Raw genomic sequence first — 16,904 nt, forward strand, 5'->3', positions numbered from 1 at the left:
TCACTTATCCAGATACTTTATGTCCCGAACTCATTTTGCTAGGAATTATGTCCCAGTTTCTTTTAATTTTATTGAAAACTATGTTCAGTGTGCATTGTGATTTCATTTTCTCTAAAGTTTGTATTTGGATAATACATATTTTTAACTAATACATTTGGTCCTAAACATTGGAAAGCTTCACAATGACAATTTAAAGATTTTGCTAAATCTGTTGATAACCAAGCATCAAATACATCTGTGAGCTTATCATGTTTAATATTAGAAATTGTTCCGTTTTCATCACCAAAATCTGTTACAATAACGTCCCCACTAAATACATTTACATTTAAGCGACTACGGCCATCTGGGTCATTTCGAACAGTAACATTTTTTTCATTTCTTAATCGTTCAAGTAAAAGTTGGTCATTTTCATCGTTTATGCAAGGATAGATTGGGAGAGTACCAAATAACATCCAAGTATTTTTATCACGAATGTCTAATAAATGATGAATAGCTTGCTTCATGTCTTTTAATGATAATACATTGAGTTGACTTGCAAAATCTGCTGGATACATAGGATGAACTTCATGACGACTACACTTCATATCATTAACAATTTCTTTATGTATGTTTTCTAAATGTGGTAGGGTATTTTGATTTAACATTGTTTCTGCTGAAACAAACATCCCTTGGTCAGATAATGTACTAGCATTATCTAGCATTTGTTCATATAATTTTAACTTTGCTTTTAAAGGAGGTTGTTTTTTCATTGCGCCAAAGCCCACCTCTGCAAATTCTTGGATGGTACCCCAATTATGAGAAATGTGCATGACATCAATATACTCAGCAATTTCTAGATATCGATCTTGAGGTAACGTTAAATTAGAATTCATTTGCACATATATGCCTCTTTGATGCGCATATTTTAATAATGGTTTAACAACATTATTTATAGATTTCTTTGAAAACATAGGTTCTCCACCTGTAATCGACATAGTACGTAAATTGGGAATTTCATCTAAACGTTGATAAATAAGATTCATAGGTAATGGATCAGGATCTTTTGTTTGTAATGTATAACCAACTGCACAGTGACTACATCTCATATTACATAAATTTGTTGTGGTAAATTCTACATTACTCAAAGTGAGTTGATCGAATTGTTTAATATCATTATAAGCTTCCCACGGATCATTATAAATTGAGATTGCTTGTTTAATTTTTGATGTTGTCATTATAAAAACTCCTAAACTTTTAAAACATTCTTCTTTATAAAATTACAATAAATATTATTAGAATTATATCTCTTTTTGTCAAATTTTGTTAGGATAGTTATGAATAAAAGCTAAAAATATTATATATAAGGAGTTAAATTCCGATGGATGAAAAACAAACTATTGAACAAATTAAAACAAGATTGTCTAAATTTTTAGAAGATATTGACCACGTTAATCCTGATGAAGTAAGTGTAAAAGATATTGATGAATGGATTGGATTATTAGATCAATTAGAAGAAAAAGTTAAGTTAGTTTCTAAGTAATTGTGGAGTATGAAAAAGTTTTTAACTAAATTTAATATTTATGTTTAAACCATCTTAAATTTGTCTATAATTAAATATAATAAAACGAAAGAAAAGGTGATTTTGGTTATGACTAAAAAAGTAGCAATTATTTTAGCTGATGAATTTGAAGATATAGAATTAACAAGTCCTAAAGAAGCATTAGAAGAAGCAGGATTTGAAACTGAAGTTATTGGAGATACTGCGAACGCTGAAGTTGTTGGGAAACATGGCGAAAAAGTTACAGTAAATGTAAGTATTGCTGATGCTAAACCAGAAAATTATGATGCAATATTAATTCCTGGTGGTTTCTCTCCAGATAATTTACGTGGAGATGCAGAAGGACGTTATGGAACATTTGCAAAATACTTTACTAAAAATGATGTTCCAACATTTGCTATTTGTCACGGACCTCAAGTTTTAATTGATACTGATGATTTAAATGGTCGCACTTTAACTGCAGTATTAAATGTTCGTAAAGATTTATCAAATGCAGGTGCCAATGTTGTTGATGAATCAGTAGTAGTTGATAATAATATTGTAACAAGTCGTGTACCTGATGATTTAGATGATTTCAATAGAGAAATCGTTAAAAAATTAAATGATTAATTTAAAATAACTTTTTGAAAGTTATATTTGAGCCTGAGACATATGTAATTGTCTTAGGCATTTTTAATGTGTTGATAGTCGATGATTGAATTACAATGTAACTGTATTCTGGATAGGCTCCAATGAAACTGAGAATGTATCATTACAAGTCGTGTCAATTCATAAGCGTCTGATTGATTTGTTTTCCTTGTTTTCTAGAAATGGAGAAAATACGTTTTAAATGTTACTTTTAAAAATTCATATATTTATGAACTTAATATCGTTTTTTAAATCCGCTTATCCATCTTTAAAAAATCCTTCTCTATCTTCTTCAAAGTAACTTGAAAATTTGAGCGATATAAAAACCAATGATACACCTTGAGACTGATTTTTGATTGTTTATATAGATAAAAATAATACTTACTGTTAAACTCTCAATTATAGAGTGACCTTTAAGTAAAGGAGCAATCCCATGAAAAGAAGACAAAGAGATAACTATCCAAAAGAGAAAACAACTTATTATCAAAATGAGCCTTATTATAATACCTATTATCAACCTGTGGGTTCACCACCGAAAAAGAAGAAAAGTAAACGGCTCTTTCTAAGAATGTTTATTATATTTCTGATTATATTTGCTTTGTTTACTGGATTAATGTATTTTTTATCATCTAGAGCGAATGTCGATGATTTACAAACGATTGAAAATAAGAGTAATTTTGTATCATCAGACAATATGCCGAATTATGTTAAGGGCGCATTTATATCTATGGAAGATGAACGTTTTTCTAAACATCATGGATTCGATATCAAAGGGACAACACGTGCATTATTTTCAACGATTGGTGAACGTGAGGTACAAGGCGGGAGCACCATTACTCAACAAACTGTAAAAAATTATTATTACAATAATGAACGTTCATTTACACGTAAACTAAAAGAATTATTTGTCGCGCATAAAGTTGAACAGCAATACAGTAAAAATCAGATATTAAGTTTTTATTTGAATAATATTTACTATGGTAATAATCAATATGATATTGAAAGTGCAGCAAATTACTATTTTGGTGCAACTACAAATCAAAATAATAGTAGTTATCCGATTATTACTGTATTACAAAGTGCAATGCTAGCAAGTAAAGTTAATGCCCCAAGTGTATATGATATTAATAACGTATCAAATAATTTCAAGAATCGAATTAAAGTGAATTTAGAAAAAATGAGACAACAGAATTATATTTCTGACAGTCAATATCAAGAAGCCTTATCGCAACTTAATAATTATTAATATAGTAATATAACAATTTAATTAAATATAAACTAAGAGTGAGAATGAGAATAAATAAACTTCCATTTCGCTCTTTTTTAATATCAAATACTATATGTGTTAGATTTTCTGTTATAAAATAAATATATTATTAAAATACAATTTTTAATTAGTATGAGGAGAATAATGATGCCGAAAATTACTAAAATAGAAGTTCAAAAAAATAATAAAGAACGATTTAATCTCTTTCTTGACGAAGCATTTGAAATGGGAATTGATATAGATACACTCGTTAAATTCAATTTGAAAAAGAATCAAATGATAGATGCTGCAGAAATGGAAAAAATTCAAAAATACGAACACTATCGTCTAGGGATTAATATGGCAATACAATATTTATCATATAAAAAACGAACTGAAAAAGAAGTTAGTGATTATTTGAAAAAGAATGATATTAATGAAATGACAGTACAAAAAGTGATTGAATATTGTTATAAAGAGCAATATATTAATCATGAAGATTACGCTGAAAGTTTAAAAAATACAATGATCAACACAACAGATAAAGGACCTGAAGTATTTAAACAAAAACTATACCAAGTTGGAGTAGAACCTAATATTATAGATAGATATGTTAAACGATATGAAGAAGAGCAACCTATAGAATCTATCATTCATGTTGCTAAAAAAATAATGAAAACTAAAAAAGGTCCTGTTGTTAAAGTAAAGCAAAAAGTAATGCATAGCTTAATCCAAAAAGGATATACAATAGAAACTGCACAATATGTACTTAATGAGTTAGACTTTGCTCAAGACGAAGAAGTGCTAGATGACTTATTACAAAAGGATTTAGAAAAAGTTTATAATAAACAATGTCGTAAATATGATGGTAATACATTAAAAATGAAAACAATAGAAGCACTTATGAGAAAAGGATATAATTATGATAAAATAAAAATTAAATTAGCAGAAAGTGGTATTTTAGATGAGTGACAAAAGATTAAGTGAAATGTCTGAACAGGAATTGAGACATGAAATACAATTATGTAAAGAAAAAATGCGTAAAGCTGAAATGAATGGCATAATGAATGAATATGATGTTTATGAAAGTAAAGTCATTGTAGCTGAGAGTTATTTAGTCGATCGTTCTAAAATTAATATAGGCAGAATGTATAAATTAAATGATGGTAGTGAACAATACTTTAAAGTTGAACGTTTAAAAGGGGTTTTTGCTTGGGGTTATAGAATAAATAGTACGAATCCTGAAGAGGGTTTACCCATTGCATTATTAAAAATTTAGAAGGATGTAACACAAATGGGAAGTTCAATCGTTTTAAAATTATTAAATGTTACACAATACTATAGAAACCAAAAGAATAGAAAGTGGTATTTGCCGTTTGGATATGGCGCGGAAGACATAGAATTAAATAAAATAACTTTACACATTTATCAAGGAGAAGCTCTTGCACTCATAGGAGAACCTGGTTCATCCAAAACATTGATTGGAAGAATTATGGCACAAGATATTGCACCTGATAGAGGGAAAGTTGTACAATCAGCAAGTATTTATTATGGAGATATAAAAAACAAACATTTATTAAATATGTCTGTTAAAAGTTATATTGAAGAAACACAATGCTTATTTAATTACGAGACGTCTTCACATATTGTTGATCAAATTATTAAATATGCGCATTTAGATGATAAATCTTCGATTCAAGTGAATAAACTTAGTCACTCTGAGTATGCGCAATTGATTTTAAGTGTTGCAAGAGTTTGTAAAACAGAAATTATTATTTTAAGTCATATTCTCGAATATCTTGATGAAGCTTTTTTAAATAAGGCGAAACAACTTTCAAAAGACTATGTGTCTAATGACTTATCAATTATATTTGTAGACGATGATATTTCTAAAATATCTCAAGTAAGTAACTATGTTACATGGATTTCTCACGGACAAGTGCGTATGGAAGGGTCTTTAAATGACGTTTTACCAGTATTTAATGATCATGAAAGAGATAGATTAAGTATCGAAGATGAAGAAACACTTAAGAATTTTGATTTGGATTGGAAGAAAAGTAGAAGTAGATTGCCGGAAATGAGTTATAACTTTAAAAGAGTCGAACGATACAAACATGTTAAAGTTCCGGATTTTATAGTTAAATTTTGGACGCTTTTAGTTTCAACGTTAATCGTCTTAGTGTTACTTGGCGCACTGGTAGTGAATAATATAGGGAAAATTGAAATTCCTATCAACGAATCTCAGAAGAAAGTTCAAAATCAAGACACGGATTCTTTTGAAAATAAATTGTCTTATGGAATTGTTCTACATGATGAAGTGACATTATCAAATCATCAAGATATTGAAATGCCAAAATATTCTTTTGTGACGATTACTGGAGAAAGTGCTTCAAAATACCGCTTAATTGTCGATGATGATACATATGAAGTAGGTAAGAACAAAATTTATTATTTTAATCCTGCTGCATTATATGAAACGCATAAATTTAGTACTTTAGCGCCTTATATGAAGTCAAACTACAGTAAGTATGTTGATTATTTTAATACTCAATTACATAAACCACATAAGCAAGTGAAAAAGACGCTTGTTCCTGAAAAAGATCAACGATTTGTGGTGCCTATTACACAACAACCTATTAAAATGTTATTTAATGATGAGGATAAGTTAACTGGTTTTGTATTTCCTATAGTAGATAAATCAAAATTAGAGCGTAAATTTAATATTAAAAGTAATGTATGGATTTCAAAATTAAATAATGGATATTTAATTGCAGATATGAAAAATAGTAAATGGATTTATATCGAATTGTAGGTGTAAACATGATAGATAAGTTAATATTATATTTTAAACATTTTCCATCTCTTTTACATTTGGCTAAAGCAAAAGTAAAAGAGACTTGGAAATATGATGTGATTTTATTTTTAATACAATTAATTATCATTAGTATCATAATTGGAGTGATGTATTTATTTAATACAGAAGAAATTGAAAAGGCCCAATGGATATATCGAATGATTGCGTTCTATACTTTTGTAACCATTGCTTATATTATATATAAATCATTCAAATTATATAAGTATGATTATCTTATTGCTAAATCATTTCAACTCACACCTATTATTACGCCCATCCTTAATGCACTGATAGGGGCTATCATCATCTGTGTTTTATCATTGATTACATCAATCTTTAAGCCAGTAAACCTTGAAACATCGGTGATATCTTTTGTTTATTTTATACTAATGTCGATTATATTTATTGTTTTTATATCAATAACATTAAGTTTATTGACTTTAATAAGTAAAAAAGTATTTAAATTTTATGTGGTAGCAACAATTGTGTTATTCTTTTTAGTACCTATCATTTTTATACCTAACAATAAGGCAAATATGATTGATCAAATATTAAAAATTAATCCATTATATTATTTGATTGACGGATTATCATCTTCAATTGTTTTTGGAGCTGTAAATATGTACAATATTGTGTATCATATTTATTTTATTGCTTTTTTAGTATTAATTGGAGTTATCAATTATATTTTAACTCGACTTGTTGCCCACAAGAAATATGAATATTTTTAATATATGAGTGAATCACTATAAATAACATATATATTTTTGATGTTATAATAATAACCCCTAAATGACTGTCAATAAGTCATCTAGGGGTTGTTTAAATTATAGTTAAAGTTAATGAATTAATGAGAGTACAATTTTTTTTGAAGTTTTTCTTCTGTAAATACCCATCCAATATAGGAATGGTCAATTTTTTGATCTTGAGTAAGATGTGCAATTGCTGCAAAAGAATAATGTCCTTTATTTAGATAACGTAAATCTATCAATCGTATCTCAGTTGTTTGATCATCAAGTTTACGTATTTGCCAACGATAGATAGAAGAGAATTTTAAAAACGTTCTTATTTCAGGATTACTTTTTATTTGCCATAAAAGTGTATCAGATGAGAATTGTTGACGTTTTACTTTATCACTAAACGTTATATTACGACCATAAGCTCTACCTACATAATCATAGCTTTCAGTTTGAATAGCTACACGCCATTCCATAAATTTCATAGTAGGTGCAACAAAAATTTTCACAGGATGATGTTCATCATGAATGAGTTTCAACGCTTGAGATTTGATTATTGATTGCATTTTAAATCTAACGATATAATAAATAATTAAAACGCCAATAATTGGAAAGAACACTAGATATGGATGAATGCCTAATAACCATAGCGTGATTCCAATACATAATATTAAAAAAATAATTGGATCGAATGTATTGATTACACCGAGTTGTATCCACTTATTTGATATAGGTCTAAGTGCTTGTGTACCATATGAATTAAAGATATCTACAAAAACATGTAAAAAGACCGCTAACTGAGCCCACATCCATATATGAGTCACATCTACATGTGGAAAGATAACGTATATTATAAAAGCAAGTAATATTGGCCATAAAATCGTAAAGGGTATGGAATGTGTAATACCACGATGATGTGAAATATAAGTTGCATTATTTTTTAATTTTAAAACCGTATCGCCATCAGGTATTAAAGAACCCGCAATTAAAGTTGTTGCAGTAGCTGTCATAGAATGTGACATTGCTGGGTCTTGTGTAGCTAAAGCAGTTAGTCCAATGCCGATAGCAATATGAGTGGCTGTATCCATAAAAGTTCACTCTTTTCATCTTGATTTAATATATATTATAATCTAAAAATTAGAATAACAAAATTAAGATACTTATCAAATATTAGAAAGTATTATAACTTATAAATTTTTTTATGTAAGAGAAAGGATAATTTAATGTTAAATGAAACGACATTTAAAAATAATATTGTGACATGGTTTGAGAAAAATCAACGAGAAATGCCTTGGAGAGAAACAACTAATCCATATTATATATGGCTAAGTGAAGTTATGCTTCAACAAACACAAGTTAAAACGGTCATTGATTATTACAATAAATTTATTCATCGATTTCCTACAGTTAAAGCGTTAAGTGAAGCAGAAGAAGATGAAGTATTAAAGTATTGGGAAGGTCTTGGATATTATAGCCGTGCCCGCAATTTTCATACAGCAATTAAAGAAGTACATCATAATTATAATGGTGAAGTGCCATCATCCCCTAAAGTTTTTGGTGAATTAAAGGGAGTAGGTCCATATACTCAAGCAGCTGTAATGAGTATTGCTTTTAATCGCCCTTTAGCTACTGTAGATGGAAATGTGTTTAGAGTATGGACTCGACTTAATAATGACTATCGTGATATCAAATTACAATCTACTAGAAAATCATTTGAAAAAGAGCTTCAACCTTTTGTACAAGAAGAAGCGGGTACGTTTAATCAATCAATGATGGAATTAGGTGCAACAATATGTACACCTAAGAATCCGTTATGCCTATTTTGTCCAGTGCAGGAAAATTGTGAAGCATTTCGAAAAGGAACTACGTTAGAGTTACCTATCAAGACTAAAAAGCAAGCTAAGAAAATAATTAATCAGGAGGTTTTTTTAGTCAGAAATCAGAAAGGTCAATATCTGATTGAAAAACGTCAAGAAAAGCTACTTAATGGTATGTGGCAATTTCCGATGTTTGAAAGTCCTAATGGGATTCAAAAACTAGAATATAAGTTAAACCAGTCATTAACTTTAGCTGAGAACGCAATATTTCAATTAAAGCATCAATTTACACATAAAACTTGGAATTTAAATGTTTATAGTGTGATTGAAGATATAAATATTGAATCAGCACAATTACCAGACTTTATGGAATGGTTTGATTTAGAAAATCGAGACGATTATTCTTTCCCAGTATCAATGAGTAAAATATATGAGTTTATTGTTGGTAAATAGAAAAACATATTATCTCTCTATATCTCTTTAAAGAAGTTTAAAAAAATATGGTATAATTCGAATTGTAAAAACTTTAAAAGGTGGTGTGGAGTATGGTTAAAGAATCCATACCTAAAGAAGGCGAAAATATAAAAATCCAAAGCTATAAACATGATGGAAATATTCATAGAGTATGGTCTGAAACAACGATTTTAAAAGGAACAGATCACGTCATCATTGGTGGGAATGATCATACCTTAGTAACTGAAAGTGATGGACGTACATGGATTACTAGAGAGCCTGCAATCGTGTACTTTCATTCTGAGTATTGGTTTAATGTAATTTGCATGTTTAGAGAAGATGGTATTTACTATTACTGTAATTTATCTTCGCCTTTTGTATGTGATGAAGAAGCTTTAAAATATATTGATTATGATTTAGATATTAAAGTTTATCCAAATGGTAAATATCATTTATTAGATGAGGATGAATATGAACAACATATGAAACAAATGAATTATCCTCATGAAATAGACGTAATACTCAGAAGAAATGTAGACATTTTACAACAATGGATAGAACAGAAAAAAGGTCCTTTCGCTCCTGACTTTATAAAAGTTTGGAAACAAAGATATAAAAAAATTCGTAATTACTAAGCATAATTGAGGCAAATAGTAATTAATTAGTTTATAGTACTTGAGTAATAAATAAGAGGTTGAAACTACTTGCCTATTCTTAAATAAATGAGTTTATGAATAGAGGGTTCAACCTCTATTCATTTTTTGATAATAAAATTAAGGAGGAGTCAGTGTGATTCGACGATATTTAGAATTTGTCAAACCATATAAATATCGTATTTTCGCAACGATTATTATTGGAATTATAAAATTTGGTATTCCAATGTTAATTCCATTATTAATTAAATATGCGATTGATGGTGTCATTAATAATGGTACATTAACTACCAATGAAAAATTCCATCATCTTGCTATAGCGATAGGTATTACTCTATTTATATTTTTAATTGTGCGCCCGCCAATTGAATACCTTCGACAATATTTAGCACAATGGACGAGTAATAAAATTTTATATGATATTCGTAAGCAATTGTATGACCATTTACAAGCTTTAAGTGCTCGATTTTATGCAAATAATCAAGTGGGACAAGTTATATCGAGAGTAATTAATGACGTAGAACAAACGAAAGACTTTATTTTAACTGGGTTAATGAATATTTGGTTAGACTGTGTAACGATTATTATTGCGCTTTCTATTATGTTCTTCTTAGATATTAAATTAACACTTGCAGCAATTATTATTTTTCCTTTTTATATCTTTACAGTATATTTTTTCTTTGGACGTTTAAGAAAATTAACACGTAAACGTTCACAAGCATTAGCGGAAGTACAAGGATTTTTACATGAACGTGTTCAAGGTATGTCTGTAATAAAAAGCTTTGCAATTGAAGATAATGAAGCGAAAAACTTTGATAAAAAAAATAAAAACTTTTTAAGTAGAGCGTTTCAACATACTTCATGGAATGCCTATTCATTTGCAGCTATTAATACAGTCACAGATTTAGGTCCTATCATTGTTATTGGAGTAGGGTCATATTTAGCAATCACTGGTTCAATTACAGTAGGTACCTTAGCAGCTTTTGTAGGATATTTAGAACAATTATTCGGACCATTAAGACGTTTAGTTTCTTCATTCACAACTTTAACGCAAAGTTTCGCCTCTATGGATCGTATTTTTCAATTAATGGATGAAGACTATGACATTAAAAATAAAAAAGGTGCACAACCTATTGAAATAAAAGAAGGACATATTGAATTAAAAAATGTAAGCTTTAAATATAATGAAGATGAATCTTTAGTTTTAAAAAATATAAATTTAAATATAAACAAAGGTGAAACAGTAGCATTCGTCGGTATGAGCGGGGGAGGTAAATCTACGCTTATTAATCTTATTCCACGTTTTTATGATGTAAGTGAAGGTGAAATTTTGATCGATAGTCATAATATTAAAGATTATTTAACAGGAAGCTTGAGAAATCAAATTGGACTTGTTCAACAAGACAATATTTTATTTTCTGATACTGTAAGAGAGAATATTTTATTAGGACGTCCTGATGCTACTGAAGAAGAAATAATCGAAGCAGCTAAAATGGCAAATGCGCACGACTTTATTATGAATTTACCGAATGGCTATGATACTGAAGTTGGAGAACGTGGCGTAAAATTATCTGGTGGCCAAAAGCAACGTTTATCTATTGCGCGTATTTTCTTAAATAATCCACCTATATTAATTTTAGATGAAGCGACAAGTGCACTTGATTTAGAAAGTGAAGCAATTATTCAAGACGCATTAGATGTTTTAAGTAAAGATAGAACTACACTTATTGTAGCTCATAGATTATCAACAATCACACACGCAGATAAAATTATTGTTATGCAGCATGGCCAAATCGTTGAAACGGGTACACATAAAGAGCTGATTGCTAAAAAAGGTGAATATGAACATTTGTATAGCATTCAAGATTTATAACTAAATAATGAATACTAAAAAAGACAAACTCAACTTTGATAGTTAAGTTTGTCTTTTTTAGTATTGATATTTAATTTTTATAAATCAAAGTCTTCATCTTGAATTTCAATATCCGTGTCATTACGATGATACGTAAAGAAACTTAATCTTAGTCTATCTAAATGCTCTAAATAATATCGATATTCTTCAATAGCTGCGATAATTTGCATGATATTCGAATATGAATATTCTACTTGATATGGATTTTGAATTAATTGATATTGAAAAGCATCCATAAGATTTTTCTTTTGAGGATTTAAAATTTGATTATCAAAATCATCTACATTATAACGCGCCTTTTTTGATAAACTTTTTAAAATTTGTTCATGATACGCTGTTAATGAATCTAACTCTAATTTAATTTGAAATAATAAATTATGATTCGTATTATGCAAATCATTTTGATATCTAGCCATACGATTTAATACTTCGTAAGCTTGTCGAGTTGTTCCAACGACCTCTTTAAATAATATCTTTTTACGATTTTGTTGGAAAGCAGCTTTTCTTGTAAACGTACGTTCTTCGTGATAATAGTTATAGATTTGTTCTAATTTTATGATGCGAGATTCTAACTGTTCACCATCTTCTTTTATCTGATGATATTCAGAAGTATCATTAATCACAAGTTTAAACCATATAAATATGTCGGAAGAAATATTAACCGCATTATGATAAATTTTAGTTTCGAATTTTGGAGGTAAGAATACTAGGTTTACAAGTGAAGCACTTAAAACTCCAATCATTACTAAAATAAATCTAAATGTAGCTGCAAGATAAAACGATCCTGTATGTTGCCCCATAATGATTAACGCAGTGACACCTGCTAATGTTGCTACATGCGCCAAGTTTAATTTGTATAAAATGGCGATTAATAGAATGACTGTGATACCCATAATCACAATGTTTTTACCAAAAATGGTTACCATAATCACTGCTAATATAGCACCGATTAAATTACCTGTAGCTTGTTCAGATATCGTTTTCATTGAACGATATATATTAGGTTGCATTGCAAAAATAGCACTTATTCCTGCTACAGACTTCAAACCAACATTATCAGGTAAAAAAGAAGCGATAAAAAGGGCGAGAATGATAGCAATTCCAGTTTTAAGTATACGTGCGCCTAATTTCAAATACAACGCTCCTTTAAATAACAAGTTTATAGTTTAATGTATTTTTAAATTAGTATACACTCAACAAATAAAACTATACAAGTATACGCATATATAAAAACCCAAGAATGTATATTTACGATATGACATTCTTAGGTCCGTTAAATTTTAAATATTATTTCATTTGACTGAAGGCATAGTCAGCCGCTTCTAATGTTCGATCAATATCTTCTTCAGTGTGTTCAGTAGTTAAGAACCATGCTTCAAATTTAGAAGGTGCTAAATTAATACCTTGGTTAAGCATAAGTTTAAAGAATTTTGCAAATGCCTCACCATCAGAATTTTCTACTTGTTCGTAGTGTGTTACTTTTTCATCTGTAAAATAGAGTGTTAGCGATCCATAAATACGATTAATTGTTGCAGTAATATGATGTTTTTCGATAAGTTTATTTAAACCATCTTCTAAACGTTTACCCAAATTATCTAATTTCTCATATACACCATCTTGCTCTAAAACTTCAAGTAATGCAATACCTGCTCTCATTGAAAGTGGGTTACCTGCCATTGTTCCTGCTTGGTATGCTGGGCCTAATGGAGCAACATGTTCCATGATATCTTGACGGCCACCGTAGCCACCGATTGGTAATCCACCACCAACAATTTTACCAAATGCTGTTAAATCTGGATAAACATTTAATAAATCTTGTGCAGCGCCATAATGGAAGCGGAAAGCAGTGATGACTTCATCGTAAATCACTAAAGCTCCATGCTCATGAGTGATGTTGTTAACTTCTTCTAAAAAGCCTGGTTGAGGTTTTACCATACCAAAGTTACCTACAATAGGTTCTACTAATACAGCCGCTACTTCATCTCCCCAATGTGACATGGCTTCTTTATAAGATTCAATGTCATTGAAAGGTACAGTAATGACTTCTCTAGCGACACTTTCAGGTACACCAGCTGAATCCGGAGAACCTAATTGAGAAGGTCCGCTCCCTGCAGCAACTAATACTAAATCAGAATGGCCATGATAAGACCCCGCAAATTTAATAATCTTATTTCTTTTAGTATAAGCTCTAGCAACTCGAATTGTAGTCATTACTGCTTCTGTTCCAGAATTAACAAAACGAATTTTTTCTAATGAAGGAATAGCTGCTCGTAATTTTTTACTAAAATCAATTTCAAGTTCAGTCGGTGTACCATATAACACACCTTTAGCCGCTTGATCTTGGATAGCTTCAGTAATATGAGGATGAGCATGACCAGTGATTATAGGACCATATGCTTGTAAATAATCAATGTACTTATTTCCATCGACATCGTAAAGATAAGCGCCATGACCTTCACGCATAACTACGGGAGCACCTCCGCCAACAGCTTTATAAGAGCGTGAAGGAGAATTAACTCCACCTAAAATATATTCATTTGATAACTTTTGAAGACGTTCACTTTCAGTGAAATTCATAGAGTATCAACCTTTCTTATTTAATAATATTCATTACTATCGTAACATAATAATTATAATATGAAGAAATGAGTGATACGATGTTAAAAATAGGAGATCTTTTTCCAAAATTTGAATTAGAGAATCAAAATGGTGAATTAATTACTAATGAAAAAATTATGGGAGAAAAAACAATATTATATTTCTACCCACGAGATAACACACCAACGTGTACAACAGAAGCATGTGACTTTAGAGATAATATACAATACTTTAATGATATGAAAGTTAAAGTTTATGGTATTAGCGGGGATTCTAGAAAAAAACACGAAAACTTTATTAATAAGCATCATTTGAATTTTGATTTGTTAGTTGATGATGAATTTAAGTTATCGAAGGCAGTAGGAATATATCGTTTGAAGAAAAGTTTTGGAAAAGAAAATATGGGAATAGTGAGAACAACGTTTGTAATAGATGAAGCGGGATATATTACAAATATCATTGAAAAAGTAAAAGTTAAAACACAAATAGATGAATTAAAACAAATGCTGGAGTGAGATAAATGAAAATCGTAAGCTTGAAACGTTTAGGTAATATAGAAAATGAATTAATAGAAAAGTATCCTGATATTTCATTTTTGTTTTATGATAAAGCAGATAATATTCCAGATAATGAAAAAAAAGAACTCGAGGTATTGATAGGGTATGACGGGGAGATTAATGAAAGATTTATAAAGTCTTGCCCGAATTTAAAGTGGATTGCATGGTATGCAACAGGCGTAAACAATCTACCATTAGAGTATATTAAGAATAAAGGGATTATTTTAACCAATACTAGAGGAATACAATCAAAGCAACTTTCAGAATATATACTAACTTTTATATTAGATGATCATAAAAAAATGAAAACATCATTTATTAATCAACAAAAGCATATTTATGATAGTACTTTGACAGGTAAACGTTTAAAGGATGAAACAATTTTATTTTTAGGTACTGGAGCTATTGCTCAAGATACTGTAAAGTTATTGACACCTTTCGAATTGAAAATAATAGGTGTAAGTAAAACAGGAAAACAAAAAGAAGGATTTAATCAAACATATGAGATAAATGAATTAGACGAACTATTAGGAGAAGCGGATATAATAATTAATACGTTACCAGAAACCAAAGAAACATATCATTTATTAAACAAACATCACTTCCAATTAATGAAGGAAGATACCTTATTTATTAATGTAGGAAGAGGAACTATAGTAGAAGAAGACGATTTAATTGAAATACTTAAAGAAAAATTAATACGTCATGCTTACTTGGATGTATTCGAAAATGAACCACTAGAATCAGAACATCCACTTTATGATTTAGATAACGTGACAATTACTGCACATATAACTGGTAATGATAAAGAAAATAAAAAGGAAGCAACGAAAATATTTGAAAGAAATCTATCTCATTTTCTCAATAAAGAAGAAATAAGTGAGAACGTAGTAGACTTAAAAGATGGCTATTAATATAAAACTTATGGAATAATTGACAATGCCGTATGAAAGTAGTTATATTATTAATAAGATAATAATAATTATAAAGTAGAAAGATGGTGAAAATGATGAGTGCAGAAATAGAATCAATTGAACATGAGCTTGAACAAGCTATAATAGCATTAAGAAAGTCAGGCGTTCGTATCACGCCTCAAAGACAAGCTATTGTTAGATTTTTAATTAGCTCACATACACATCCTACAGCGGATGAAATTTATCAAGCACTTTCACCTGATTTTCCTAATATAAGTGTTGCGACAATTTACAACAATTTAAGAGTATTTAAGAAGATAGGTATTGTAAAAGAATTGACTTATGGAGATGCATCAAGTAGGTTCGACTTTAATACTCATAATCATTATCATGTTATTTGTGAACGATGCGGTAAAATAGTAGATTTCCATTATCCTCAATTGGATGAAATTGAACAATTAGCTCAACACGTTACAAACTTTGACGTAACACATCATCGAATGGAAATTTATGGATTGTGTGAAGAATGTAAAAATAAAGAATAAAGTTAGGCAATGACTTTAATGTCATTGCTTTTTTGTTTATAAGTAATCAAAGAATTTAAAAGATAAATATTAAATAAAAAAATACCATAGAGTTTTAGTATAAAAAACACTCATTAAAGATAATGAATACATTTAGTGTGAAATATTAAACGATTTTATATTATAAAATTCATTGACGTTCAATAATAAACTTGCTATTATATAAAAGTCGTCAAAAACAAAAGATATTGTTTGAAAACGCAAAGTAAATTAGTTTAAAACAATGTTAAGAAAGTGTAATTTTGACTATTGATTATAAAAACAATTTATTATAAGATATTATTTGTTGAAATATTAATTAACTTCAAGAAAAGAAAAATTAAAAAAGTTCTTGACAAAAATAATTAGTATTTGATATAATTAATAAATGTAATTGTTAAAACGAACATTGAAAACTGAATGACAATATGTCAAC

General features: G+C 29.2%; 17 protein-coding genes. 13 read left to right on the plus strand and 4 right to left on the minus strand.

Features of this window, described 5'->3' with window-relative positions; translation table 11 throughout:
• Nucleotides 1-68 precede the first annotated feature (68 nt).
• Nucleotides 69-1,214: a radical SAM/CxCxxxxC motif protein YfkAB gene (gene yfkAB / locus HMPREF3131_RS07960; RefSeq protein ID WP_070436612.1), complete on the minus strand. Its 1,146-nt coding sequence runs from the start codon at nt 1,212-1,214 to the stop codon at nt 69-71.
• Nucleotides 1,215-1,357: 143 nt separating this feature from the next.
• Between yfkAB and HMPREF3131_RS11200 the strand changes: the two genes are divergently transcribed.
• From HMPREF3131_RS11200 to HMPREF3131_RS07990, 7 genes are all read left to right on the plus strand, one after another.
• Nucleotides 1,358-1,519 (plus strand): SE1561 family protein, encoded by a 162-nt coding sequence (locus HMPREF3131_RS11200; protein ID WP_002450046.1) that lies wholly within the window; start codon nt 1,358-1,360, stop codon nt 1,517-1,519.
• 108 nt (nt 1,520-1,627) lie between these two features.
• Complete coding sequence (locus tag HMPREF3131_RS07965) at nt 1,628-2,146, plus strand: type 1 glutamine amidotransferase domain-containing protein (protein ID WP_017175222.1); 519 nt, start codon at nt 1,628-1,630, stop codon at nt 2,144-2,146.
• Nucleotides 2,147-2,597: 451 nt separating this feature from the next.
• Complete coding sequence (gene sgtB, locus HMPREF3131_RS07970; protein WP_017175221.1) at nt 2,598-3,410, plus strand: monofunctional peptidoglycan glycosyltransferase SgtB; 813 nt, start codon at nt 2,598-2,600, stop codon at nt 3,408-3,410.
• A gap of 168 nt (nt 3,411-3,578) precedes the next feature.
• Complete coding sequence (gene recX / locus HMPREF3131_RS07975; RefSeq protein ID WP_070436613.1) at nt 3,579-4,382, plus strand: recombination regulator RecX; 804 nt, start codon at nt 3,579-3,581, stop codon at nt 4,380-4,382.
• Complete coding sequence (locus tag HMPREF3131_RS07980; RefSeq protein ID WP_002455132.1) at nt 4,375-4,689, plus strand: YfhH family protein; 315 nt, start codon at nt 4,375-4,377, stop codon at nt 4,687-4,689. The genes recX and HMPREF3131_RS07980 overlap by 8 nt, the downstream gene beginning before the upstream one ends.
• Before the next feature lie 15 nt (nt 4,690-4,704).
• Entirely contained in the window at nt 4,705-6,222 is a 1,518-nt protein-coding gene (locus tag HMPREF3131_RS07985) for an ATP-binding cassette domain-containing protein (protein ID WP_017175219.1), read from the plus strand.
• Nucleotides 6,223-6,230: 8 nt separating this feature from the next.
• Nucleotides 6,231-6,995, plus strand: a complete 765-nt coding sequence (locus HMPREF3131_RS07990) for a teichoic acid transporter (RefSeq protein WP_049413942.1) — start codon at nt 6,231-6,233, stop codon at nt 6,993-6,995.
• 116 nt (nt 6,996-7,111) lie between these two features.
• Here HMPREF3131_RS07990 and HMPREF3131_RS07995 read toward each other — a convergent pair whose 3' ends face one another.
• Entirely contained in the window at nt 7,112-8,089 is a 978-nt protein-coding gene (locus tag HMPREF3131_RS07995; RefSeq protein ID WP_017175217.1) for a metal-dependent hydrolase, read from the minus strand.
• A gap of 135 nt (nt 8,090-8,224) precedes the next feature.
• Between HMPREF3131_RS07995 and mutY the strand changes: the two genes are divergently transcribed.
• The 3 genes from mutY (at nt 8,225) to HMPREF3131_RS08010 (ending at nt 11,797) form a co-directional block, all read left to right on the plus strand.
• A complete protein-coding gene (gene mutY, locus HMPREF3131_RS08000; protein WP_048761628.1) occupies nt 8,225-9,271 on the plus strand; it encodes an A/G-specific adenine glycosylase in 1,047 nt (348 codons plus the stop codon).
• 92 nt (nt 9,272-9,363) lie between these two features.
• Nucleotides 9,364-9,906, plus strand: coding sequence for a nucleoside tri-diphosphate phosphatase (locus HMPREF3131_RS08005; RefSeq protein WP_017175215.1), 543 nt, complete (start codon nt 9,364-9,366; stop codon nt 9,904-9,906).
• 154 nt (nt 9,907-10,060) lie between these two features.
• Nucleotides 10,061-11,797, plus strand: coding sequence for an ABC transporter ATP-binding protein (locus HMPREF3131_RS08010; RefSeq protein WP_017175214.1), 1,737 nt, complete (start codon nt 10,061-10,063; stop codon nt 11,795-11,797).
• A 77-nt stretch (nt 11,798-11,874) separates the two neighbouring features.
• Here HMPREF3131_RS08010 and HMPREF3131_RS08015 read toward each other — a convergent pair whose 3' ends face one another.
• Nucleotides 11,875-12,969 carry an FUSC family protein gene (locus tag HMPREF3131_RS08015; RefSeq protein WP_017175213.1) on the minus strand — a complete coding sequence of 365 codons (1,095 nt, stop codon included), beginning with the start codon at nt 12,967-12,969 and terminating at the stop codon, nt 11,875-11,877.
• A gap of 154 nt (nt 12,970-13,123) precedes the next feature.
• Nucleotides 13,124-14,413, minus strand: a complete 1,290-nt coding sequence (locus tag HMPREF3131_RS08020) for a glutamate-1-semialdehyde 2,1-aminomutase (protein ID WP_017175212.1) — start codon at nt 14,411-14,413, stop codon at nt 13,124-13,126.
• An 80-nt stretch (nt 14,414-14,493) separates the two neighbouring features.
• On the opposite strand from HMPREF3131_RS08020, the gene HMPREF3131_RS08025 reads away from it, so the two are divergent.
• The 3 genes from HMPREF3131_RS08025 (at nt 14,494) to perR (ending at nt 16,450) form a co-directional block, all read left to right on the plus strand.
• A complete protein-coding gene (locus tag HMPREF3131_RS08025; RefSeq protein WP_017175211.1) occupies nt 14,494-14,949 on the plus strand; it encodes a peroxiredoxin in 456 nt (151 codons plus the stop codon).
• Between the two features lie 5 nt (nt 14,950-14,954).
• Nucleotides 14,955-15,905 carry a phosphoglycerate dehydrogenase gene (locus HMPREF3131_RS08030; protein ID WP_017175210.1) on the plus strand — a complete coding sequence of 317 codons (951 nt, stop codon included), beginning with the start codon at nt 14,955-14,957 and terminating at the stop codon, nt 15,903-15,905.
• A gap of 95 nt (nt 15,906-16,000) precedes the next feature.
• The gene (perR, locus tag HMPREF3131_RS08035; protein WP_017175209.1) at nt 16,001-16,450 is read left to right on the plus strand and encodes a peroxide-responsive transcriptional repressor PerR; all 450 of its coding nucleotides are present in this window, start codon (nt 16,001-16,003) and stop codon (nt 16,448-16,450) included.
• Nucleotides 16,451-16,904 lie beyond the last annotated feature (454 nt).

Source organism: Staphylococcus sp. HMSC14C01 (assembly GCF_001808085.1).
GTDB classification, from domain to species: domain Bacteria; phylum Bacillota; class Bacilli; order Staphylococcales; family Staphylococcaceae; genus Staphylococcus; species Staphylococcus hominis.